21 protein-coding genes are annotated in these 22,339 nt (G+C 66.6%); 12 read left to right on the top strand and 9 right to left on the bottom strand.

Features of this window, described 5'->3' with window-relative positions; translation table 11 throughout:
• Positions 1-35 precede the first annotated feature (35 nt).
• Both NU688_RS09640 and NU688_RS09635 read left to right on the top strand, forming a co-directional pair.
• Positions 36-1,865: a peptidase domain-containing ABC transporter gene (locus NU688_RS09640; protein WP_257860315.1), complete on the top strand. Its 1,830-nt coding sequence runs from the start codon at positions 36-38 to the stop codon at positions 1,863-1,865.
• The gene (locus NU688_RS09635; RefSeq protein ID WP_257860314.1) at positions 1,862-3,292 is read left to right on the top strand and encodes an HlyD family type I secretion periplasmic adaptor subunit; all 1,431 of its coding nucleotides are present in this window, start codon (positions 1,862-1,864) and stop codon (positions 3,290-3,292) included. Before NU688_RS09640 ends, NU688_RS09635 begins: the two co-directional genes overlap by 4 nt.
• Before the next feature lie 21 nt (positions 3,293-3,313).
• Here NU688_RS09635 and NU688_RS09630 read toward each other — a convergent pair whose 3' ends face one another.
• A complete protein-coding gene (locus NU688_RS09630) occupies positions 3,314-3,868 on the bottom strand; it encodes a peroxiredoxin (RefSeq protein WP_257860313.1) in 555 nt (184 codons plus the stop codon).
• Between the two features lie 131 nt (positions 3,869-3,999).
• On the opposite strand from NU688_RS09630, the gene NU688_RS09625 reads away from it, so the two are divergent.
• The 8 genes from NU688_RS09625 to NU688_RS09590 all read left to right on the top strand — a co-directional run bounded on the left by NU688_RS09625 (position 4,000) and on the right by NU688_RS09590 (position 11,602).
• The gene (locus NU688_RS09625) at positions 4,000-5,574 is read left to right on the top strand and encodes a phospholipase D family protein (RefSeq protein WP_257860312.1); all 1,575 of its coding nucleotides are present in this window, start codon (positions 4,000-4,002) and stop codon (positions 5,572-5,574) included.
• A gap of 9 nt (positions 5,575-5,583) precedes the next feature.
• A complete protein-coding gene (locus NU688_RS09620; protein ID WP_257860311.1) occupies positions 5,584-6,366 on the top strand; it encodes a sterol desaturase family protein in 783 nt (260 codons plus the stop codon).
• Positions 6,350-7,288, top strand: a complete 939-nt coding sequence (locus NU688_RS09615) for a fatty acid desaturase (protein ID WP_257860310.1) — start codon at positions 6,350-6,352, stop codon at positions 7,286-7,288. The genes NU688_RS09620 and NU688_RS09615 overlap by 17 nt, the downstream gene beginning before the upstream one ends.
• 3 nt (positions 7,289-7,291) lie before the next feature.
• Positions 7,292-9,253 (top strand): iron-containing redox enzyme family protein, encoded by a 1,962-nt coding sequence (locus tag NU688_RS09610; protein ID WP_257860309.1) that lies wholly within the window; start codon positions 7,292-7,294, stop codon positions 9,251-9,253.
• Positions 9,250-10,161, top strand: coding sequence for a hypothetical protein (locus NU688_RS09605; RefSeq protein ID WP_257860308.1), 912 nt, complete (start codon positions 9,250-9,252; stop codon positions 10,159-10,161). Before NU688_RS09610 ends, NU688_RS09605 begins: the two co-directional genes overlap by 4 nt.
• 17 nt (positions 10,162-10,178) lie before the next feature.
• Entirely contained in the window at positions 10,179-10,547 is a 369-nt protein-coding gene (locus NU688_RS09600; RefSeq protein ID WP_257860307.1) for a hypothetical protein, read from the top strand.
• Positions 10,534-10,785 carry a hypothetical protein gene (locus NU688_RS09595; RefSeq protein ID WP_206173785.1) on the top strand — a complete coding sequence of 84 codons (252 nt, stop codon included), beginning with the start codon at positions 10,534-10,536 and terminating at the stop codon, positions 10,783-10,785. The genes NU688_RS09600 and NU688_RS09595 overlap by 14 nt, the downstream gene beginning before the upstream one ends.
• Before the next feature lie 232 nt (positions 10,786-11,017).
• Positions 11,018-11,602, top strand: a complete 585-nt coding sequence (locus NU688_RS09590) for a hypothetical protein (protein ID WP_257860306.1) — start codon at positions 11,018-11,020, stop codon at positions 11,600-11,602.
• Here the strand turns inward: NU688_RS09590 and NU688_RS09585 are convergent.
• A complete protein-coding gene (locus NU688_RS09585; protein ID WP_257860304.1) occupies positions 11,599-12,447 on the bottom strand; it encodes a metal-dependent hydrolase in 849 nt (282 codons plus the stop codon). The genes NU688_RS09590 and NU688_RS09585 overlap by 4 nt on opposite strands.
• A gap of 120 nt (positions 12,448-12,567) precedes the next feature.
• Between NU688_RS09585 and NU688_RS09580 the strand changes: the two genes are divergently transcribed.
• Positions 12,568-13,197 (top strand): TetR/AcrR family transcriptional regulator, encoded by a 630-nt coding sequence (locus tag NU688_RS09580; RefSeq protein WP_257860303.1) that lies wholly within the window; start codon positions 12,568-12,570, stop codon positions 13,195-13,197.
• On the opposite strand, the gene NU688_RS09575 is transcribed toward NU688_RS09580, so the two are convergent.
• From NU688_RS09575 to NU688_RS09550, 6 genes are read right to left on the bottom strand one after another with little or no spacing between them, the layout of a single operon-like run.
• Positions 13,194-14,348 (bottom strand): ABC transporter permease, encoded by a 1,155-nt coding sequence (locus NU688_RS09575; RefSeq protein ID WP_257860302.1) that lies wholly within the window; start codon positions 14,346-14,348, stop codon positions 13,194-13,196. The genes NU688_RS09580 and NU688_RS09575 overlap by 4 nt on opposite strands.
• Positions 14,348-15,532 carry an ABC transporter permease gene (locus tag NU688_RS09570; RefSeq protein WP_257860301.1) on the bottom strand — a complete coding sequence of 395 codons (1,185 nt, stop codon included), beginning with the start codon at positions 15,530-15,532 and terminating at the stop codon, positions 14,348-14,350. The genes NU688_RS09575 and NU688_RS09570 overlap by 1 nt, the downstream gene beginning before the upstream one ends.
• A gap of 10 nt (positions 15,533-15,542) precedes the next feature.
• Complete coding sequence (locus NU688_RS09565; protein WP_257860300.1) at positions 15,543-16,544, bottom strand: HlyD family secretion protein; 1,002 nt, start codon at positions 16,542-16,544, stop codon at positions 15,543-15,545.
• A gap of 2 nt (positions 16,545-16,546) precedes the next feature.
• The gene (locus tag NU688_RS09560; protein WP_257860299.1) at positions 16,547-17,971 is read right to left on the bottom strand and encodes a TolC family protein; all 1,425 of its coding nucleotides are present in this window, start codon (positions 17,969-17,971) and stop codon (positions 16,547-16,549) included.
• A 14-nt stretch (positions 17,972-17,985) separates the two neighbouring features.
• The gene (locus tag NU688_RS09555) at positions 17,986-18,354 is read right to left on the bottom strand and encodes a nuclear transport factor 2 family protein (protein WP_257860298.1); all 369 of its coding nucleotides are present in this window, start codon (positions 18,352-18,354) and stop codon (positions 17,986-17,988) included.
• Between the two features lie 2 nt (positions 18,355-18,356).
• On the bottom strand, positions 18,357-20,876 hold the full coding sequence (locus NU688_RS09550) for a sodium-translocating pyrophosphatase (protein WP_257860297.1): 2,520 nt from the start codon (positions 20,874-20,876) through the stop codon (positions 18,357-18,359).
• Positions 20,877-21,133: 257 nt separating this feature from the next.
• On the opposite strand from NU688_RS09550, the gene ppa reads away from it, so the two are divergent.
• A complete protein-coding gene (gene ppa, locus NU688_RS09545; RefSeq protein ID WP_042576736.1) occupies positions 21,134-21,661 on the top strand; it encodes an inorganic diphosphatase in 528 nt (175 codons plus the stop codon).
• Position 21,662: 1 nt separating this feature from the next.
• On the opposite strand, the gene NU688_RS09540 is transcribed toward ppa, so the two are convergent.
• Complete coding sequence (locus tag NU688_RS09540) at positions 21,663-22,310, bottom strand: lysozyme inhibitor LprI family protein (protein ID WP_257860296.1); 648 nt, start codon at positions 22,308-22,310, stop codon at positions 21,663-21,665.
• Positions 22,311-22,339: the final 29 nt, after the last annotated feature.

The raw sequence follows: 22,339 nt of genomic DNA, 5'->3' as shown, positions 1-22,339 counted from the left end.
ACGGTGTTCTCCCCGTCATCCGTTTTCGCCAGCCCTTGCAACTGGGTACGGGCAGCGGCGCGCCCACCCGGCGCTTTGGTCTCGGATGGTTCGTTCCGGTGCTGTGGCGCTACCGCAAGCCGCTGGGTCAGGTGTTGCTCGGAGCCTTCCTGCTCCAGCTGGTCGCGTTGACGACGCCCCTGTTCAGCCAGGTCATCATCGACAAGGTCCTGATGCACAAGAGCCTGTCGACCCTGCATGTCCTGGGCATCGGCATGGCGGGCCTGATCGTCTTCGAGGCCGTGACCAACACGCTGCGCGGGTACATGCTTGCCCACACGTCCGCACGCCTCGATGCCGGCCTGTCGAGCGATCTCTTTCGCCACCTACTCAGCCTGCCCATTCGCTATTTCGAGCAGCGCCAGGCCGGCGACACCCTGGCTCGCACGCGCGAGCTCGAAAACATCCGCAGCTTCTTCACGGGCGGCGCGCTGACGACATTGGTCGACGGGCTCTTCATCGGCATCTTCATTGCGGTGATGCTGCTCTACAGCATCAAGTTGACCATCGTCACGCTCATCGGCTTGCCGATCCTTGCCCTGGTCACGCTCGTGGCCCAGCCGATTTTCGCAAGGGCGCTGCAGACGAAATTCGATCGCAGCGCCGAGGCCGGCAGCTTCATGGTCGAGAGCATCCAGGGCATCCACACGCTCAAGAGCCTGGCGCTGGCACCCATGTGGCAGCGCAAGTGGGACCTGCTCGCTGCCCGGCAAGTGGCGGCGGGGTTCGATGTCAGCAAGCTGGGCAATGCGGCGCAGAGCATCTCGCAGGCGGTGCAGCGGATGCTGACGCTGGCGGTGCTCTGGGTAGGCACCACGCTGGTGATGAACAACGATCTCACTGTCGGCGGGCTCATCGCGTTCCAGATGCTGGCCGGTCAGGTGCTGCAGCCCGTGTCCCGCCTGGTGGGGCTCTGGCAGAACTTCCAGCAGGTCAAGCTGTCGGTCGACCGCATGGGCGACCTCATGAATGCACAGCCGGAGCCCACCAACACGGGCGTCCAGGCCATGCCGCCGCTGAAGGGCCGTGTCGAGTTGCAATCGATCCATTTCCGCTACCAGTCGGAAACGCCGCTCGTGCTGAACGACGTGAGTCTTCTGCTGGAGCCGGGTGAAGTGGTGGGCATTGTGGGGCGTTCCGGCTGTGGCAAGTCGACGCTCACCAAGCTCATCCAGCGGCTGTACGGCATGGAGGCGGGGCGTGTGCTGGTCGACGGCCACGACATCGCGCATGCCGATCCCCAGCAACTGCGCCGGCAGATCGGTGTTGTGCTGCAGGACAGTTTTCTTTTCAGCGGGACGATCGCGGAAAACATTTCGGTCGCCCATCCGGGGATGTCTTTCGACCGCATCATTTTTGCGGCGCAGCAGGCGGGGGCGCACGAGTTCATCACGGCCTTGCCGCAGGGCTACCAGACGCCAGTGGGCGAACGCGGTGCCCTTCTTTCCGGCGGGCAGCGTCAGCGCATCGCGATCGCCCGCGCACTGACGGGAGACCCGCGCATCCTGATCCTGGACGAAGCCACCAGCGCGCTGGATGTCGAGAGCGAGCAGGCCATCCAGGCCAACATGGCGCAGATCTGCCGCGGCCGCACGGTCATCATGATTGCCCACCGTCTTTCCACGCTGCGCCATTGCAGCCGCATCGTCGTGCTCGACAGCGGCAAGGTGGTGGAGCAGGGCGGGTTGCAGGAGCTCATTGCGCAGCAAGGCGAGTTCGCAAGGCTCTGGGCCATGCAGCAGCACGAGCCGGGGGGTGGCCCTCGCAAGAACCCTGCAACGCATCATGCCGAGCGACGCGGCAACCCCGCGGAGACGGAGGCATGAATACCGTGCTGTCCCCGAAGGAGAGGGCGTTTCACAGCCCGGCGCTCGCCATCGAGGAAACACCTCCGGCGCCGTTTGCCAGTGGCCTGATGTGGGCGCTGGCGGTGCTGTTGTTGGGCGCCATTGCCTGGGCGTGCATCGGCGAGATCGAGATCGTGGCGACGGCGCCCGGCCGGCTGATTCCCGACGGCCGGGTGAAGGTCCTGCAGACGATAGAGCCGGCCCTCGTGCGAGCCATTCACGTGCGCGAAGGCCAGCGCGTCAAGGAAGGCGACCTCCTGATCGAACTCGATCCGACGTTGTCCCAGGCCGATCTGTCCAGCAGCCAGCAGCGGCTGCAGCAGAACCAGCAGCAGATGGCGCGGCTGATGGTGGAGATGAGGGGGCAGCATCTGCCCATGTCAGCGCAAGCGAGCGGTGCCGGCACGGTGCGCACCGCGCCGGCGCTGACACCCGACCAGATGGCGACGATCCAGGCCCGCGAAGCGGCCTTCGAGGCCAAGCTCGCGGAAGCCAGGGCATCGGTCGATGAAAAGACGAAGGCCCTCAAGGCCGCCGAGTCGACACACACGAAGCTGCGCCTGAACCTCGGACTGGCGACCAAGCGTTATCAACAGAGTCTGGCGCTGGTCAAGGAGGGCTTCTTCAGTGAAGGCGAGCGCCTCAAGCAGGAGCAGGAAGTGGTCGGCCTGGAGCATGACCTGGCGGCGCAGAGCCAGACACTGGCCCAGCTTGCCGCGGGGCTTCAAGAGGCACGCTTCCGGCAGGCTGCCGTGGAGCAGGAGCGCAAGGTGCAGATTCTTGCCGAGGTCGAGCAGGCCAGCCGCGAGGGCGCAAGCCTCCAGGCCGAGTTCGAGAAGGCCCAGCAGCTCAACGGGCTGAAGACCTTGCGCGCGCCGGTTTCAGGCGTGGTCCAGAGCCTCGGGGTCACGACGCTGGGGAGCGCGGTGGCCGCCAATCAACCGCTCCTGACCATCGTTCCCGAAAACACGCCATTGATTGCCGAGGTCTTGCTCAGCAACAACGACATTGGCTACGTCAGAGTCGGCCAGATCGTCGAGGTCAAGCTCGACAGTTTTCCCTTCACGCAATACGGTGCCGTGGCCGGCACGGTGAAATGGATCAGCGCGGACGCCGAGTTCCAGAACCCGCAGGCGCTCGACAAGCAGACGGGCACGGGCCAGGCCGCTTCGAGCAACCGCAACTTCGACAGCAGCAATTCGGACCAGCGGACGAATGGCCTGGCCTACCGCGTGCAGATCGCCCTTGCCGGGCCTGACGCCAGCATCTGGGTCAAGGGGCACCCGCAGCCGCTGCAATCGGGCATGAGCCTTCAGGCGGACATCCAGACCGACAGACGCCGGCTGATCCAGCTGGTGCTGAACCCGCTGGAGAAGGGCTGGAACGAGGGCGTCCGGGTCAGATAGGACCGGGGCCGGCCCCTTTGCTCACTTCGCCGCGGTGGCCTTCGGCAGCGCCCGCACCGCATTCAGCATGCGCTCCACATGCTTGTCCGGATTCAGGTTCTGGTAGTAGTAGGCCACCTTGCCGTCCGGCGAGATCACGTACGACAGCCGGTTGGCGAAATCCGGGCGGGTCTGCATCAGCGCGTCGAAGCCGTTGATCACGGTCTTGGCTTCGTCCGATGCCACCGGAAACCGGCTCTGGCAGGACTTGACCGAGAATTTCGACAGGGTGTCGATGTCGTCCGCCGAGACGCCGATCACGGTGGCGCCCAACGCCGCGAACTGGTCGACGGCCTCGGCGAAGGCGTGGGCTTCGATCGAGCAATCGTTGGAGTCGGCCGCTGGAAAGAAGTACAACACCACAGGCCCCTTGGCCAGCGCGTCGGCCAGCGAGTAGCGGAAGGTCTTGCCGCCCAGCGCGGCGTTGGCGGTGAACTTGGGCACCGGGTCGCCGATGTCCAGTGCCGCCCAGGCGGGGTGCGCCAGGGCGGCAATGACCGTCATCAGGGCGATGCGTGAGAGGATCGGTCGGGCCATGGTGCAACTCCGGTCAGGTGTGAGTCGAATTCTAGGACGGCGTGCCTTTCGGAGGAGCGAAATGAAACTGACGCACCCCGGCCAGCGTATTCATGGCAGTGACTGAAAAACGAAAGACGGAAATCATCATCATGAATGGCTGGGATCGACTTCTGCGCATGGCGTTCACGGGCTTTCTGCTGGCAGTGCTCGCTGCCTGTGGCTCGCTGCCGCCAGCGAAAGATCGACCCGCCGAGCACGCCGCCTCGGCCGACCCGTCGACCCGGCTCGCGAAGATCGCGGCCGCCTCCACGCCGCCGGAGGAGCATTCGGGTTTCCGGCTGATGCCGCTCGGCGTGTACTCGCTCGATGCCCGCATCCAGCTTGCGCAACGGGCCCAGCAATCGCTGGTGGTGCAGTACTACCACATCGAAAACGACGCCACCGGACGCCTGCTGCTGCGCACCTTGCGCGAAGCGGCGGCGCGCGGCGTGAAGGTGCGATTGCTGGTGGACGATCTCTACACCGTCAACAGCCAGCAGTTGCTGTTGGCGTTGTCGGAAACGCCCAATGTGCAGGTGCGGCTCTACAACCCGTTCTGTTGCGGTCGCAACGGCTTTCTGTCGCGCTTTGCAGCCTCTCCGCACGAGATCGTCCGGCTCAACCACCGCATGCACAACAAGCTCTTCATCGCCGACGGCGTGATGGCGGTGGTGGGCGGGCGCAACATCGCCGACGAGTATTTCGTGCTGAGCGAGGCCCAGAACTTCATCGACATGGATGCGCTGGTGGTCGGCAAGGTGGTGCCGCAGCTCGAATCCATTTTCGATGCCTACTGGAACAGCGTGCAGGTCTGGCCCATCGCCGACATCGTGAAAGGTGAGAGCGGCCGCATGCCCGGGAGCGCTGAGTTCGACGACTGGATCGGCATGGCAGCGCCGCCGCCGAAGATCGTGCTGCCGCCGTCCGACATCCTCGGCTATGGCCCGATCGCCGAAGAACTCGATGGCGGCCGCATGGGCCTTCTGTGGGGCGAGGCGCGCGCGATTGCCGACCCGCCGACCAAGCCCGCGACGATGACGGCCGAGGAGGCCATCTCCACCAGCGTGACGATGAAGGTCTGGGGGCTCCTCATGGACGCCAAGACCGAGGTCGACCTGACCTCGCCGTATCTCGTGCCGGGTGAGCGCGGCATGGCGGCTTTCGACGACCTCGCCAAGCGCAAGGTCAAGCTCACGCTGCTGACCAACTCGCTGGCCGCCAACGACGAACCGCTGGTGCACACCGGCTACGCGCGCTACCGCGAGCGGCTGCTGCAAAGCGGCGCCGACCTGTACGAGCTGAGCCCGCAGCGCACCAGCAAGGGCGAGCGCTTCGGCATGTTCGGCAAGTCGCTCGGCCGGCTGCACGCCAAGACCGCCGCCATCGACAAGACGCGCATCTTCATCGGCTCGATGAATCTGGACCCGCGCTCGGCCAGCCAGAACACCGAGATGGGGCTGGTGGTCGACAGCCCGCAACTGGCGCGCGAGATGCTGCGCATCATCAACATCAGCAAGCTGCAGAACTCTTACCGGCTGCGGCTGGCCAAGGACACCGGCACGCTGCAGTGGCTCACCAACGATGGCGAGAAAGAAGTGATCCTGACCTCCGAGCCCGAGTCGGGCTTTTTCCAGCGCTTCTACAACATGCTCATCGCCCCCATCGTTCCCGAGATGCTGTTGTAGCCTCGGGGGATGGCGCAGACCTTCACCTCGTTGCCCGCCCTGCAGGTCATGCTGTGGGGCGTGCTTTTTTTCGGCAGCATCTATCTGGGGTTCGGCGCCATCACCTGGCTGCTGACCCAGCGGGTGCTGCCGGCGCTGGGCATCGGGCGGATGCTCGATCCGCGGCCGCTGCAGCCGGGGCAGATGCGGCGGGAGCTGGGGCAGTCGGGCATCTCGGTGCTGATCTTCGGGCTGGGCATGGTGTTTCCCTGGGGCTTGCTGCAGCTGGGCTGGGCGCGGCTCGATCCCGATGCGGGATGGCGGCAGATCACTGTCGAGATCCTCGTGCTGGCGGTGTGGAACGACGTGCATTTCTGGATCAACCATCGCCTCTTGCACACGCGCCTGTTGCGCCGCTTTCACGGGCCGCACCATCGCTCGTTCGTGACGACGCCGTGGGCCACCTACAGCTTCCACCCGATCGAGGCGCTGATGCTCGGCAACGTGATCCTGCTGCCGATGGTGGTGCACGACTTCAGCTTCTGGTCGCTCGCGGCCGTGCCGGTGTTCAGCCTCTTCTTCAACTGCGTCGGGCATTCGAACTACGACTTTTTCACCGGGGTGTCGTACAGCCACTGGTTCGCCGCGAGCCGCCGGCACCATCTGCATCACGCCTGCCACAACGGCAACTACGGCTTCCAGTTCACCTTCATGGACAGGCTGTTCAGGACCCGCATCGCGGCGGATGCGGCCGAGCCGCACTTCCAATCCTTTCGGGACAAGCAGGCGCGGCAGCATGGCACGCCCGCCTGAGGTGTCGCATCGCCTGCCGCGCCTGCGGCATTGGCGTGATTGGCAAAGCCTTGCGTACCTGGTCGCGCTGCCGGCATTGGCGGCGTGGCAGTGGTTGAACGGTTTCAACGTGCTGCTCTATGCGCTGATGCTGTTCCTCACGCTCGGCATCGGCGTGATCCACCACAACCATGTGCACCTGCGCATGTGGCGCGGACGGCGCATGAACCGGCTGACCGATTTCTGGATCACGCTGCTGCAGGGCCACCCGACCTTCGTGTTCTGGCCTGCGCACGTGGCCAACCACCATCGCTACCGGCACGGTCCGAAAGACGTGGCACGCACCTACCGTTTCGGCGGCGACACCAACCACCTGTGGGGCTACCTGCTGCATCCGTTCCAGGCAGTGTGGGTGCTGGTGCCGGTGTTCGTCGGCTGGCTTGCGCGGCTGCGGCAGCATCGGCGCGGCGCCTGGCGCTACTGCATCGCGCAGTACGTGCTGTGGCTCGGGAGCTGGGCCGTGCTGCTGGCGCTCGACTGGCGCAAGGCGCTGCTGTTCGTGATCGTTCTTCAGCTGCATGGCCTGCACTGGTTGCTGGCGACCAACTACCTGCAGCATGCGCACGCCGATGGCCGGAAGCCGTCTCGCGAAGAGGCGTTGCGCGATACCCCGAGGGGCAGGCTGAACTACGCACGCAATTTCGAAGGGCTGGTGAACCCGTTGCTGTTCAACATCGGCCTGCACACCGCACATCACGAGAACCCGCATGCCCATTGGTCCGAGCTCACGCACCTGCACCACACGCGCTACCGCGCGCAGGTCGATCCCGTGCTCAACGAGGGCGGGCTGGTTCCCTACATGCTGCGGGTCTTCGTGCTGGGGACCGTGTGGCCGCGTTTTCGCAGCCGCTCGCTGATGCCTCCCGATTCCTTCACTCACTGAACCATGCCTGTTTCATTCCAACGCGTGTACCTCGAGAGCGCCGGCTATTTCATGCCGGGCGAGCCCATTCCCAACGACCGCATGGACGCGTACATCGCGCCGCTCAACCGCATGTCCGAGCGCATCAAGCGGCGCATCCTCGCGGAGAACGGCATCCTCACGAGGCACTACGCCATCGATGCGGAGGGCGTGACGCAGCACACCAATGCGCAGCTTGCCGCAGGCGCGATCCGCGATTGCCTGCAGCGCGGCGGGGCAGAGCTGTCGCGCGTGTCGCTGCTGGCCAGCGGCTCCTCGGGCGGCGACACGCTGATGCCGGGCTTCGCCAACATGATCCAGGGCGAGCTCGCCGCGCAGCCCATGGAGACGCATTCGGTGCACGGCATCTGCGCGGCCGGCGTGTCGGCGATCCAGACGGCTGCACAGGGCATCGAGCTGGGTGCGCACCGCAGTGCGATGGCGGTGGCGAGCGAGATGCCGTCGCGGCTTTTCAAACGCTCGCGCTTCGCGGCGCGCGGCTACGAGACCGACTTCGACTCGCACTTCCTGCGCTGGATGCTGTCCGATGGCGCTGGAGCGCTGCTGTTGTCCGATGGCACGCCTGCACTGGCGGGCGCACCAGGCCTCCGCCTGAAGCTGAAATGGGTGCACCAGCGCGCGTTCTCGGGGGACTATCCCGTCTGCATGCAGTTGGGCCTGACCGAAGACCGCGCGCGTGGCCACCTCGATTTCGGCTCCTGGGCCGAAGCCGAAGCCGCCGGCGCGCTGTCGCTGCGGCAGGACATTCGCCTGCTGCCGCACCTGTTCGACATCGGCATCCACGAATACGCAGGGCTGGTGCGCGACGGCTGGGTCGATCCGAAGCGGGTCGATCACTTCCTGTGCCATTACTCCTCGGAGAAGTTCATCCCGGTGGTCGAAGACCTGATGAACAAGGCCGATCTTTCGATTCCGCGCGAGCGCTGGTGGAGCAACCTTGCGTGGCGCGGCAACACGGGGGCCGCGTCGATCCTGGTCATGCTGGCTGAGTTCCTTCATACGAAGACCTTGAAGCCGGGCGAGCAGATCTTCTGCTACGTGCCCGAGTCGGGGCGCTTCATGGCGGCGTACATGCTGCTGGAAGTCGAGGCGGCCGATGCGGCGCCTGTGACGATGGTGGCGCCCCGCGCCGCCGCCGTGCCGGACGACGATCTCGTCATCGCGCCCCCGCACGACCCGGCCGCCGCTCCAGAAGGCCTGGGCGCCTTGCTCACCGAGCTGGCCGCCATCTGGCACGACTACCGCTCCCGCGTCTGGCGCACGCCGCTGATCCGCCAGATCCGCGAGCGCCGATTCGCCTTGCCCGACTACCTGAACTGGATGGAGCAATGGGTGCCGCAGGTGCGCGAAGGCAGCCTGTGGATGCGCGAAGGCGCCGCCTCGCTGAGCAAGCCGTACCAGATGCTCGCCTCGCTGATCGACGTGCACGCGGGCGAGGAGCAGAACGACTTCAACATCCTCTTCAGCGACTACAGGAAGGCCGGCGGCACGGTCGCGCAGATCGACGACCTGCGCCGCAACCCCGGCGGCGAGGCGCTCAACGCCTACCTGCACGGTCTGGCCGCCACGCGCGACCCAATCGGCCTCTTGGGCGCGATCTACATCATCGAGGGCACGGGCCAGCGCATCGTGCCGGCGCTGCTGCCGCTCATCAAGGCGAGCGTGAAGCTGCAGCCCGATGCATTCCGCTTTCTCGAGTACCACGGCCACAACGACGAGAACCACCTGAACCGCTGGCTCGCCGCGGTTGAGATGGTCATGGCCGTGGAAGGGCAGGCCCGCGCGGCTCGCCAGATCATCGACACGGCGCGCCACACAGCCGCGCTGTACCTGATGCAGTTCCAGCACATCACGGAGCGGATGCCCCATGAGCCGCCGGGCCGCCCCAAGGCGAATACCGCAGCCGAAGGCGGAGGTTTCCAATGAGCCGAACGCCTGAATTCCTCACGCAAGCCCACGACGAGCGCGACCCGAGCCCGTGGCTCGCGCTCTACCTCGACCAGAGCACGCCGCTGCCGGACAACGTCAAGTCGGCGTGGCTGGCGGATTCGAGCTCGGGCTCGCGGCAGTACCTGCTGCCGTTTTTGCGGCCGATCGCGCGGTTGACGATCATCCTGATCCAGGTCGTGAAGGTGTTCGTGCCGCGCAATTGGTCGCACTCGATGCTGCTGCACCGCTTTCTGGCGTGGGGGCTCAAGCGCTTCGTGTCGCCCGAGGCGAACTGGCTGATCCTGCGGCACTTTCACCTGGGGTCGCAGGTGCTGGCGTTCATCGGGCGCAATTCGCCGGCGCCCGTGACCACCAACCCGCTGGAGCCGGCGGACATCGACGCGCTGAAGGACGAGATGTTCTTGAAGCACGACCTGAACCTCTTCAACTTCGTGATCCGCCTGAACACGGCGCTGCGCGAGAAAGACATGGCGCTGTGCAAGGCGGAGAAGGCCGATTTCTCGATGATCAGGGAGCCGGGGCTGCGGCTGGAGGACATGCCGCACGGCAAGCTCAATTTCCTCGACCTGCAGAGCGCCATCGAGCTTTTCACGCCGCTCTACCAGCTGATGCTGACCGACAACGATTTCTGGCGCGCCGCCAATTCATTGCAACTGGACGAAACCATCGGCATCTACACGGCGACCATCCTGAACGCGCCCGAGCACCTGATCCTGGTCAACAACAAGCATCCGCTGGTGCCCCTGTCGACCCTGCGGGCGGGGCACCGGCTGGTGATCCATGGGCTCTCAACCGAAATGCTCCACAGCCTGCTCCAGCGCATGCAGGCGGCCCAGAAAGCAGGGGAGCCGGAGACGGCCCTGTACGACCAGCCACTTGCATAGGCGTATGCTGCCCCCAGATGCAATCCATGAACACCACCCACAATCCGTCCCCCAAGACCGATCTGGCAGTGACCCAGGTGCTGGCGCAACTGCTGGAGCGCCTGGAGCACAGCGCCGTGCCCGTAGGCGCCGAGCAGTACCGCTCGGTGGTTGAGCACCTGGTGCACGAGTTCGAGGATGTCGCGCCGGGGGCCGATCTGGGCCGTCTGCTCGATGCCTATCCGGCTGCATCCGAGGTTTATGAGAACCTCCACTATCAGCACGCCGGGCTTTGCCGCTCGGCATTGGACGTTTCCCTTGCGGCTGAAGTCAGCGCACGGGAAGCCATTGCACGCGCCATGGGCGGTGCCAAAACGAACAAGGACAAGACGCATGGCGAAGGGTGAAGTGAAGACGGCAGTGGTGGCGGACGGCCTGCGCTACAAGTCCAAGACACCGGGTTCCCCGTTCCGCGCTTCGGCGTCTTTCAGCGGGGCAACCATGTCCTGCTTCATGTGCGGCAAGCACCGCGTGCGCTCGCAACTGCGCACGCGCCAGGTGCTGGGCAAGTCGCAAACCGTGTGCGCGCCTTCCTGCAAGGCACTCGACGAAGCGCTGGAGCAGTCGGAAGCCTCTTCGGGCTAACTTTCGGCTAGCACGAAGCGGCGACGTTTTGGCGACATGCCCGCGTGAACATGTCGCAGATCTCCTTCCAAAACGGACTTAATCGATATACAGTTAGAAACAATTGATGCATGTAATTGCATTCATCCAAAAGTTCTAATCTGTAGCCGATGACAAATCAATTCCAGCAAGGCCTTGGCTGCCCGGCATCGGGCGTGGACGTGGACCTTGACGCATGCAAAGGGGTTCTGCCGTGAGCAAACCTCGCCATGTCGTCATGCAGGTGGTCAAGCGCTCGTCCGGGAGCGCCACGCACCACGTCGAATTCCTCATGGACGACAACTTCGCGGAGCGCCTGCGGCAGTTGCGTTCGCTGGTCCCGCCCCTGGGTACGCTCAACAAGCAGCGCGATCTGGTGATCGACAAGGTGCGCGTGCGCCTGCCCAACGCCATCTGGCGTTCCGGCAACGAGATCGACATGGACGGCGGCGTCGAAGGCTCCTGCATCGTCATCGCAGCAGAAGGCTCCTTCAACTGCGGCGGCAAGGACCGCAAGACGCGCGAGAAGCTCGTGACGTACAACTTCTCGATCGCGCGGCTGGTCGAGCTCCACGCCGAGCGCTCCGAAGGCGAAACCCTCTACATCCGCGATGGCACCTTCGCCAACGACGAGCCGGCCGATTCGGCGGCCGGCCGCTGGGTCGCGTCGATGCACGAGCTCGAAGTGGTGATGCGGGTGCCCGATGCGCCCTCGGATTTCGACACCCTGCACGACCTGTCGCCGCGCCCCGAGCAGCAGGGAAGCGGCCGCGGCACGCACCGCGCCAGCATGTTCTAAGCCGCTGCGGCAGCCGCCTCGGGTGCAGCAGCACCCACGGGTGTGTACTGCGCGCGGTTGTCGGCGAGCCAGCGCGTCGACAGGCTGCTGTCCTGCTGTGCCGGATGGAAGTCGGCACGCAGGTAGCTGCGCCAGCCGCCCAGGTTGCCGCGCAGCAGACCGTTCTTGCTCAACAGGATGCGCGCCGCGCTCTTCCAGGTCGCCCACTTCCACAGCTGTTTTTCGTGGCGCAGGTTGTCGATGGTCTGGTGCATCAGGTCGCCGAGGAACATGACGGTCACGCGGCGGAACCAGCGCTTGCGCCATTCGTCCGAGCCGCCGGCGGCCTTGTAGATGTCGAAGGCGACGGACTTGTGCTCCAGCTCTTCGGCGCTGTGCCAGAGCCACATGGTGCGCAGCCGCGGTTCGGCGCCGTCGAGGATCTCGGGGCGGGCCAGCAGCCACTCGGCGAACATCGCGGTGAAGTGCTCGGTGGCGGCGGTGACCGCCAGCGCGTGGCGTGGATCGGCTTCTTCCATCATCGCCAGGCGCTTGTTGGCGCGCGCCGTCCAGCCATCGACCAGCCCCTGGCTCTCCAGGTGATTGTTGAAGAGCGAGTGGATACGCCGGTGCGTGGCCTCCTGGCCGATGAAACCGCGCACGTCGGCGCGGTACTTTTCCTGCACCTCGGGCGGCAGCGTGGCCACTGCGTCGCGCACGGCGTCGATGAAGAATTGCTCGCCGAAGGGAAAACTCATCGACAGGGCATTGAAGAAGGCGGTCGAGAATGCATCGCCGCCGCACCAGTTGCGGGCAAAGGGCGATTGCAGGTCGATCAGCAGGCGGCGGACAACGAGTTCAGTCATGAAAACAATCCTCGGGACATCGTGGGAAGAAAGGTTGGTACAGATTCGTACCGCATGCCTCCATGGTGCGGGTCGATGCTGGTACTGTCAAGTACCGAGACGTAGGAAAATGTGCCATTCATGAGCGACACCATCGAAAAAACCGTGGCCTCCAAGTCCGCCGAGGGCACGGAAAGCGAGCACTATGCGCGCCTTCTGCAGGGCATGGCGCAGGCCGTGGCGGCCAAGGGGTACGCCGACACGACCATCGCCGACATCGTGCGCGAGGCCGCCGTGTCGCGCCGCACCTTCTACGAGCACTTCAGCACCAAGACCGAATGCTTGATCGCGCTCTACGAAACCGCCAGCCGCCTCGCGCTGCAGGCCGTGAGCGAGGCCTTCGATCCTGCGCAGCCCTGGCATGCGCAGGTCGAGCAGGCGATGACCGCGTACTTCGACTACCTGGCGCAGGACCCGGTGCTGCTGCGCACGCTCTTCGTCGAAATCCTGGGGCTCGGCATGCCGGGCCTCGCGGCGCGCCGCCGCGTCAATGACGAGATCGCCAACTTCATCCAGGTCGCGATCAACAGCAGCGGCGCGGGAGACGGTCCGGCCGCGCACCTCAGCAGCCAGATGGCGATGACGGTTGTGGGCGGCATCAACGAGCTGGTGCTTCAGGCCATCGAGCAGGAGCGTGCCGGCGACCTGCGCGAACTGGTGGCACCAGCCACGCGCCTCGTGCGCGCCGTGGCGGCCGAGAGCCAGCGCTAGGCGGTTTCGCGGTCCGCCCGGCGCGGCCTGGCCGCCACCCAGAGAACCAGCAGCCCCGCCACGGCAAGCAACAACAACACGCCGAGATAGGGCAGCACGTCGTGCAGCGGCGCCCCCATCTGGTTGAGCCTGAGCGACGCCTGGATACCCGCAGTGCTCGGAAAGATCCAGCGCAAAGCCTGCAAGGGCCCGGGCAGGGCCTCGACAGGCCACGAGAACCCCGAGAGAAACGCCATCGGCAACGCAGTGAACAGCAGCACCTGCAATGCCCGCTCGCGGTCGCGGAACCAGCACCCGAGCAGCAGCCCGACCGTGCAGATCGCGGGCACATAGAACATCAGAAGCACCAGCGCGCCGAGCGGGTTGCCGCCCCGCGGATAGTCCTGCAGAAAAAACACCCAGCCGAAGTAGAAAAGGCCGCTCAAGAAGCCGAAGGCCGACAGCGCCCCCAGCCGCCCGAACCAGGCCCCCATGCCCGCGCGCAATTGCCCGGCCTCGGCCCAGGTGCCGGCCAGCATCGCCGCGCCCATCAGCAGCGTCTGCTGCAGGATCAGCAGCGCCACCGCCGGCACCACGTAGCTGCCATAGCCCTCGGTCGGATTGAACAGCGCGACAAGCTGCGTGTTGAGCGGACTGCGGCTGCGCGCCGCCTGCACCGCGCTTTGCCCGCCAGCTTGCAGCTTGCGGATCTCGACCCCCGCCGACACCGTACCCACCGCCTCCGAGAAGCCATACAACACCGCCTTGTTCAGCAGCGCATACGCGCCGTTGCCCTCGATCGTCACCACCGCCGAGAGCCCGCGGATCACGTTGCGCTTGAGGTCCGCCGGCAGCAGCGCGTAGCCCTCGATCTCGCCGCGCCAGAGCGCCTGCTGCGCCTCGTGCACATCGGAGGTGACCATGCGCACATCGAGCCGCGGATTGGCCATCGCAAAGCGCGCGATCTGCCGCGACAGCCCGCTGTGGTCTTCGTCGACCACCGCCACCGGCACCCGCGTCACGGCCTGCGTGCCGTAGGGCCACGGGTAGAAGAATCCATAGATGATGGGCGCGAGCAGCATGATCAGCAGCACGCCCTTGTCGCGCAGCACCGCGAGCGCGGTATCGCGCCAGGCGGCGCCGAAGCGGGTGCGCGTGGAATCGAGCGCCATCAGCGGCCTCCCCAGGTGTCGGGTGCGGCGACGGCGCGCACCAGTGCCGCGGCCGACGCGGCCAGCAGCACGGCCGTGCCCAGCACCATCCACAGCGGCGTACCGACGGAATAGGCGAGCGGCGCGCCCATCTGCAACTGTTCCATCTGCACGCGGATGTAGTGCGTGTAGGGCAGCAGGCTCGCCCACATCTGGGCAAGGAGCGGCATCGCGACCAGCGGAAAGCCCACGCCGCCGAAAGCGAACGCGGGCGCCGTGATGAAGCCCGTGGCTGACAACGCGGTGCGCAGCGACCGCGTGAGCGCAGAGACGAATGCGCCGAGCGCAATGGAAAGCGCGAGGAACACCACCAGCGCGAACAGCGTCCAGCCCACCGACCCGACCGGGTGCCAGCCGCGGCCGGCCGTGATCCACAGCATCGCCGCGATGCCGACCGCCGACAGGCTCGCGAACGGCAGCGCAAGCTTGCCCGCCAGTGCGGCCAGCGCCTCGTGCCAGCGCGGCGCAGCGCCGAGCCATTCGGCAATGGTGCGGTCGCGCAGTTCACGCCCCACGGCCCACGCGCCGGCCGTCATGGCGAGGATGTGCAGCAGCGCTGGAATGAGCGCGGCACCCAGGAACTGCTCGTAGTCCGTCGAAGTGTTGAACAGCGCCACCATGCTCGCCTTGATCGGCTCCATGCTCACGCGCGCGGACGTCATCGATTCGCCGCGCTTGTTGCGCACCGCGAGTTCGACGCCGCCCGAGATCGTGGCCACCACCGTGCGAACGTCGCGCTGGATCAGGCTCGAATGCGTGCCGAGTTGCGCGTTGTGCAGCAGCACGACCTGGCCGACGCGCCCGCGCTTCACATCGCGATTGAGGTCGCGGGGCAACTGCACCGCCGCATCGACCGCACCACTTGTCAACGCGCGCGCCATGGCGCCTTCGTCCGCGTAGTACTGCGTCACACGCAGGCCGGGCGTGGCATCGAGAAAGCGCACCACCTGCCGCGACAGGGCCGTGCGGTCCTGGTCGAGCACGCCGATCGGCAGGCGCTCGGGCAGGCCGGCCGAGAAGATCCACCAGATCAGGAACACCGCGAGCAGCGGCACCCACGAAATCATGGCGAGGTCCCAGGGGCAGGTGCGCAGCAGCGCGAATTCGCGCCTGGCGCTGGCTGCGGAGAAGCCTCGAAGGCTCATCGCCGGACCGTCAATCGACCAACACGCTCATGCCCGGCCGCGCGCCTTCGATGGGCTTGAGCGGCCGCGCGCGGACCTCGAAGGTGCGCACGTCGAAGCCATTGCCGCCGCGTGTCGCCCGCCAGGTCGCGAAGTCGGGCAGGGCGGCGCTGTAATAGACCTTGAAGCGGGCTACGCGGTGTGCGTCGGACTTGTCCTTGTCATTCGCCAGCGCCGGCAAGCGCGCATCGAACTCGCTGTCGACGGCAAAACGTGCGAGCCGGTCTTCGCGCACGTTCAGCACCACCCACTGGTCGTTCAGGTCGACTACCGTGACCACCGCCACGCCCTGCGGCGACAGCTCGCCGACCTTGGCGAGCACCTTGGCCACTTCGCCGCCCACGGGGCTGCGAAGCTCGGTCTCGGCCTTGGCCGCTTCCGCCTCGGCCACCACGCCGGCGACCTGGCGCGCCTGCGCGCTGGCCGCGGCCTGGTCCTCGGGGCGGGCACCGATGCGGGCCATGTCGTACTGCGCCTTGGCCGCGATGGCCGCGTCGCGCGAGGCCTTCCAGTTGGCTTCGGCCTCGTCGCGCTTCTGGTCGGCGACCAGGCCTTCGCGCGCGAGGCCGTCGACGCGGCGGAACGAGGTCTGCGCGAGCTGCGCGGCGGTTTCGGCGCGCTGCCACTGCATGCGCGCCATCTCCACCTCCTGCGGACGGGCGCCGTTCTGCGCCTTGTCGGCGACGGCCTGCGCGGCCTGCTCGGCGGCCGTGGCCTGCGCGAGCTTGGCGCGCACTTCGGGGCTGTCCATGCGCACCAGCAGCGCGCCGGCCTGGATGCGGTCGCCTTCCTTCACCGCCACTTCGGCGATGCGCGCGGTGACCTTGCCGGCCACGTCGGTCTCGCGCGCTTCCATCTGGCCCTGGAACACCTCGGCCGCAGGCTGCGAGGCGCGCCAGAAGCCCCACACGAGCAGCACCAGCACGAGCAGCGCCGCGGCGATGGCGATCAGTTTTCGGGTCTTGGCACTCATGATCAATTCACCTTCACGTCGGCACGCGCGATGTAGTCGGAAAACTTCTCGGAGAGGCCCGCGCTCTCGAGCAACTGCGCGAGCGCCTGCACGTACTCGTTGGCCGCCTGCGCGCGCTCGGTCAGCACCTTGGCGCGGTTGGTCTCGGCGTCGATCAGGTCCAGCATGGTGCTCGTGCCTTCGCGCAGGCCCGCCACGCGCAGCTTCACCACTTCTTCGGAGAGCTCGACCGAGACCTTCATGTCCAGGTACTGGCGGCGGGCGTTTTCGAGGGCGCGCCAGTTGCGCTCGACCAGGAGCGAGATGTCGCTGCGCGCCTGCGCATCGGTGTGCTCGGCCTGTTCGACCTGCTTTTGCGAAGAGGCCGAGAGTGCATCGCGGTCGACCGAGTCGTACAGCGTCCAGCGCACGCCCAGGCCCGCCACCCAGTCGGCATTGCCGCTCTTGAGCTGGCGCGTGCCGAAGGCGATGACCTGCGGGCGGCGCAGCGCCTCTTCGCCTTCGTGCAATTGCTCGGCCTGCGACCTCTTGGCCGCGACCTTGCCGAGGCCGGGGTGCCGCGTGAGCGCCGAATCGATGAAGTAGCCCAGCGGCTCGATGGGCGCGCTGATCAGGAAAAGCGGCGTCTGCGGCGTCACGCTGCCTTCGGCGCGAACCGTGCGGGCGAGGGCGACGGCCGCCAGCGCCGCATCGTCCTCGGCCTTGCGCGCATTGCGCCGGGCCTCTTCGTAGGCGGCGCTCGCCTGCAGCCGCTCGACGCGTGAGATCACGCCGGCCGCGAGCATCTTCTGCGCGGCCGCGTCGTGTTGGGCGATGGTGCGTTCGGCCTGTGCACGCAGCGTGGCCGCGCGCTGCGCGAGCTGGGCGCCGAAGTAGCGCTGCACCAGCAGCGTGTCGACCTCGTGGCCGGCCTGCTCGGCATCGGCCTGCGCCTCGCGCGTCTGCGCCGAGACAAAACCGCGCACCGCATCGGTCGCGCCGCCCAGGTAGATCGGCCAGACCGCCGAGATCGAGGTGTTGGTGCCCGTGTCGTGGCGGTTGAGCGTGTAGCTGTTGGGCAGCTGCGGAATCGGCACGCGCGAGATGAAGCTCTGGATCGACGGCGGCAGCGACTGGCCGATCTGCCCGAGCTTCTGGTTGAGCGGATCGAGGTCCAGGTTCAGGTTGGCGTTGTACGCATAGGCCAGCCCCGAAACGCTCACCACCGGGCCGCCCAGGCGCTTCAAGCCCTCGCTCTGCAGCTCCTTCGATTCGACGGCCGAGCGTGCGGCTGCCAGCTTGTCGGAGCGCTCGACCATGCGGGCGCGTGCGGCGTCGAAGCTCAGGGGCAGGGCGTCCGGGCGGGTTTGAGCGATGGCCGCCGCGCCGAGCGCCAGGGCGGGCAGCGCCAGCAGCACCAATCGGCGTGGGCGGCGTGGGCTTTGCACCTTGCCGTTGCGCTTCAGCCCGGCTTTCTTTGCGCCGGGTCGTAGAAGAACTGCTCTTCGGCGATGCGCTCGCCGTCCCAGCGCTGCCAGGCGATCTCTTCCATGCGCATCCGGCTGCCGCCCTTGAAGGTGAACTCGAAGACCCAGTGGATGGCCACGTGGTCGCCGTTCACCAGCACGGGCCGCACGCACGTGGACACCACCGATTCGGTGCGGTCGAGCACGGTTGTTTCCTGCGCGACCAGCGTGCTGCGGCCCCGCCGCGGCTCGGCCTGGTTCTCGCGCACGGTGGCGTCTTCGGTGTAGTAGTCCTCGATGACCTGCGCATGCGCGCCGCCCTCCACGGCGGCGATGAAGGCTTCGAGCCGTGCGGGCGTGGGCATCTTCAGGACTTCACTTTCACTTCGACGCGGCGCGCCTCGGAAGGCGGGCCGTCGGCCTGCGACTGCTCGGGCTTGGCCAGTTCGATCTTGTCTTCGGGCGCACCCGCGGCCTTGAGCGCGTCGCTCACGGCCATGGCGCGCTGCTTGGCCAGCTCGGCGTTCTTGGCCGGGTCGCCGCTCGCATCGTGGTAGCCGCTCACGAGCACGGTGCTGCCGCTCTGCACGGCCTTGATGACGTCGGCCAGCGCCTCCTTGGCGTTGGGCGCGACTTCGGAGCTGGCGCTCGCGAAGTAGAACTTCACGATGCCGTTCTCGACCTTCACCGCGGCGGCTTCGGCCGCCGTCACGGCGCCCGCAGCAACCGCTGCAGCCGGCGTGGCCGGGGCCATGGCTGCAGGTGCCGGTGCGGTGGCGGCCGGCGGCGTCTCGACCTTGGCCGGCGCCATCGCCGCCGCATCGCCGGAATGGAACTTCACCACCAGCGGCACGATGAGCAGCGCCACGATGTTGATGATCTTGATCAGCGGGTTCACGGCCGGACCGGCGGTGTCCTTGTAGGGGTCGCCCACGGTGTCGCCGGTGACGGCCGCCTTGTGCGCCTCGGAGCCCTTGCCGCCGTGGTGGCCGTCCTCGATGTACTTCTTGGCGTTGTCCCACGCGCCGCCACCTGTGCACATCGAAATGGCGACGAAGAGGCCCGTGACGATCGTGCCCATCAGCAGGCCGCCCAGCGCCTTCGGTCCGAGCACGAGGCCCACGACGATCGGCACCACCACCGGCAACAGCGACGGGATCATCATTTCCTTGATGGCCGCGCCCGTCAGCATGCTCACGGCCTTGCCGTATTCGGGCTTGCCGGTGCCTTCCATGATCCCGGGGATGTCGCGGAACTGCCTGCGCACTTCTTCCACGACCGCACCGGCCGCGCGGCCCACGGCTTCCATCGCCATCGCGCCGAACAGGTAGGGAATCAGCCCGCCGATGAAGAGGCCCACGATCACCATCGGGTCGCTCAGGTTGAAGCTGATGTTCAGCCCGAAGCTCTCCAGCTTGTGGGTGTAGTCGGCAAAGAGCACCAGCGAGGCGAGGCCGGCCGAGCCGATGGCGTAGCCCTTGGTCACGGCCTTGGTCGTGTTGCCGACCGCGTCGAGCGGGTCGGTCACGGCGCGCACGCTGGCGGGCAGGTCGCTCATCTCGGCGATGCCGCCGGCGTTGTCGGTGATGGGGCCGTAGGCGTCCAGCGCAACCACGATGCCCGCCATGCTCAGCATGGACGTCGCGGCGACCGCGATGCCGAACAGGCCGGCCAGCGAGTACGAAGCCAGGATCGCGATGCAGACGAAGATCACCGGCCAGGCGGTCGAGCGCATCGAGACGCCCAGGCCCGCGATGATGTTCGTGCCATGGCCCGTGGTCGAGGCCTGCGCAATGTGCTGCACGGGCTTGTACTGCGTGCCGGTGTAGTACTCGGTGACCCATACCAGCGCGGCGGTGAGCGCGAGGCCCACGAAGCAGGCGCCGAAGAGCTTCAGCTGGCTGCCGCTCGCAGCGATCGCGTTGTCCGGAATGATCCAGGCAGTGACGAACCAGAAGGCGATCAGCGAGAGGATGCCCGCGACGGCGAGGCCCTTGTAGAGCGCCGGCATCACGTTGACCATGCCGGGCGACGCCTTCACGAAGAAGCAGCCGATGATCGACGCGATGATCGACACGCCGCCCAGCGCGAGCGGATACAGCACCGCATTCGTCGGTGCCGTGGTGACCATCAGCGCGCCCAGCACCATCGTGGCGATCAGCGTCACCGCGTAGGTCTCGAACAGGTCGGCCGCCATGCCGGCGCAGTCGCCGACGTTGTCGCCCACGTTGTCGGCGATCACCGCCGGGTTGCGCGGGTCGTCTTCCGGAATGCCGGCTTCGACCTTGCCCACCAGGTCGGCGCCGACGTCGGCGCCCTTGGTGAAGATGCCGCCGCCCAGCCGCGCGAAGATCGAGATCAGCGAGGAGCCGAAGGCAAAGCCGATCAGCGGATTGAGGATGGCCGCAAGGGTGTGGTCCGACTTGGGCGCGCTGCCGGCCAGGAACCAGTAGAAGGCAGTCACGCCCAGGAGGCCCAGGCCCACCACCAGCATGCCGGTAATCGCGCCGCCGCGGAACGCCACGTCCAGCGCCGGGCCGATGCCCTTGGTGGCGGCCTGCGCGGTGCGCACGTTGGCGCGCACCGACACGTTCATGCCGATGAAGCCGCAGGCGCCCGAGAGCACCGCGCCGACCACGAAGCCGACGGCCGTGGTGAGGTCCAGGAAGAGGGCGATCAGGACCGCCAGGATGATGCCGACCACCGCGATGGTGGTGTACTGCTTGGCGAGGTAGGCCGAGGCGCCGGCCTGGATGGCGGCGGCGATTTCCTGCATCCGGGCGTTGCCCGGGTCCTTGGCGAGAATCCAACTTCGGGCCCAGAAACCGTAGCCGACGGCCACGAGGCCGCAGACGATGGCGAGTATCAGGGGGGTGTTGCCGATCATGCTTTGCTTCTCCATTCGTTCGTTGTGACTTGTGGAGACGGACAGCATGGATCCTGCGCGCAACGCGTACGGGACCCAGGTTTTCCGTCGCGTTGCTTCCTCGAAGCTCGCTGCACCGAGAAGGTGAGGAGCCGATTGGCCAACGGTTGCAATTTACAGGCAAAAACGCGGGCGTGTGCGACCGGGCGGTGACACGGAAAGTAAACTCAGGGTTTGTCCCCGTCTCCCCAATACTTTTCAACTACTCGAAAAACGTCATGTCCTTCGACAAAGTCTCCCCCGGCAAGAACGTCCCCGATGCCTTCAACGTCGTGATCGAAATCCCGATGAATGCCGACCCGATCAAGTACGAAGTCGACAAGGAATCCGGCGCGATCTTCGTGGACCGCTTCATGACGACGGCCATGTACTACCCCGCCAACTACGGCTACGTGCCGCAGACCCTCTCGGGCGACGGCGACCCGGTCGACGTGCTGGTGATCGCGCCGTACCCGCTGCTGCCGGGCGTGGTCGTGCCCTGCCGCCCGCTGGGCATCCTGATGATGGAAGACGAAGCCGGCGTCGACGGCAAGGTCCTGGCCGTGCCCACCGACAAGGTGCTGCCGATCTACAGCCACTGGAAGTCGGTCGACGACGTGAACCCGATGCGCCTGAAGGCCATCAGCCACTTCTTCGAGCACTACAAGGACCTGGAAGCGGGCAAGTGGGTCAAGGTGCTGGGCTGGGAAGGCATCGACGCGGCGAAGAAGGAAGTCGTCGACGGCATCGCCGCGTACAAGAAGTAATTCACTTCGCTCCCTCGAGCTCGAAAGGCGAACGGCGCGGGTCGCGTACGTAGGCGCCTTTCAGTGCCGGTGCGCATTCGGGCCCATCTGTGACCGTGATGCGGTCGGCGGCGAACTGGAAGGTGCGGGTGCAACGCCCGCCTTCCGCCACCCTCAGGTGCTGCCCGGCTTCGAGCACGTTCCTGCCCTGCAGCAGCATGTTGCCGCGCGGGTTGGGGCAGATATAGATCTCCACATCGAGCTGCCCGGCGTCGCCGGGCGTGACATCGAGGAAGCGGCCCTCGTGCGGGCATTTGCCCTGCACGTAGCGGCCCATCCAGTGCAGCAGCGGATGGCTGAGGTAGGCGATGCGTCGCTGGTAGTCTTGGTTCAGGCAATCGACGTTGCCCTTGCACTCGCGGTTGCGCACCGCAATCCAGTCGCGCTGATCGCGCCGCAGGATCGTTCCCCATTGGCCCGCATCGGGCATCTTGAGCTGGCGCTGGTAGAGCGCGGCCAGGGCCTCGTCCTGCCGCGACAGGCCCGGGTCGGCGCAGATGGCTTTTTCGGTGGCGTTGCCGGCCTTGGCGCAATCGAAGCTGGCGGCAGAGGCGAGGCCGGCGCTTGTGAGGCAGAGCGCCGCAAGGGCGAGACGGGTCAAGGGGCGCATGCGGTTTCTCCTCGGAGTCGGGGCTTTTC

Origin of the sequence: Variovorax sp. ZS18.2.2, from assembly GCF_024701975.1 — a bacterium.
Classification (GTDB): Bacteria; Pseudomonadota; Gammaproteobacteria; order Burkholderiales; family Burkholderiaceae_C; genus Variovorax.
The sequence above is the reverse complement of the archived record's forward strand: the minus strand, read 5'-3'. Positions and strand labels throughout refer to the sequence as shown.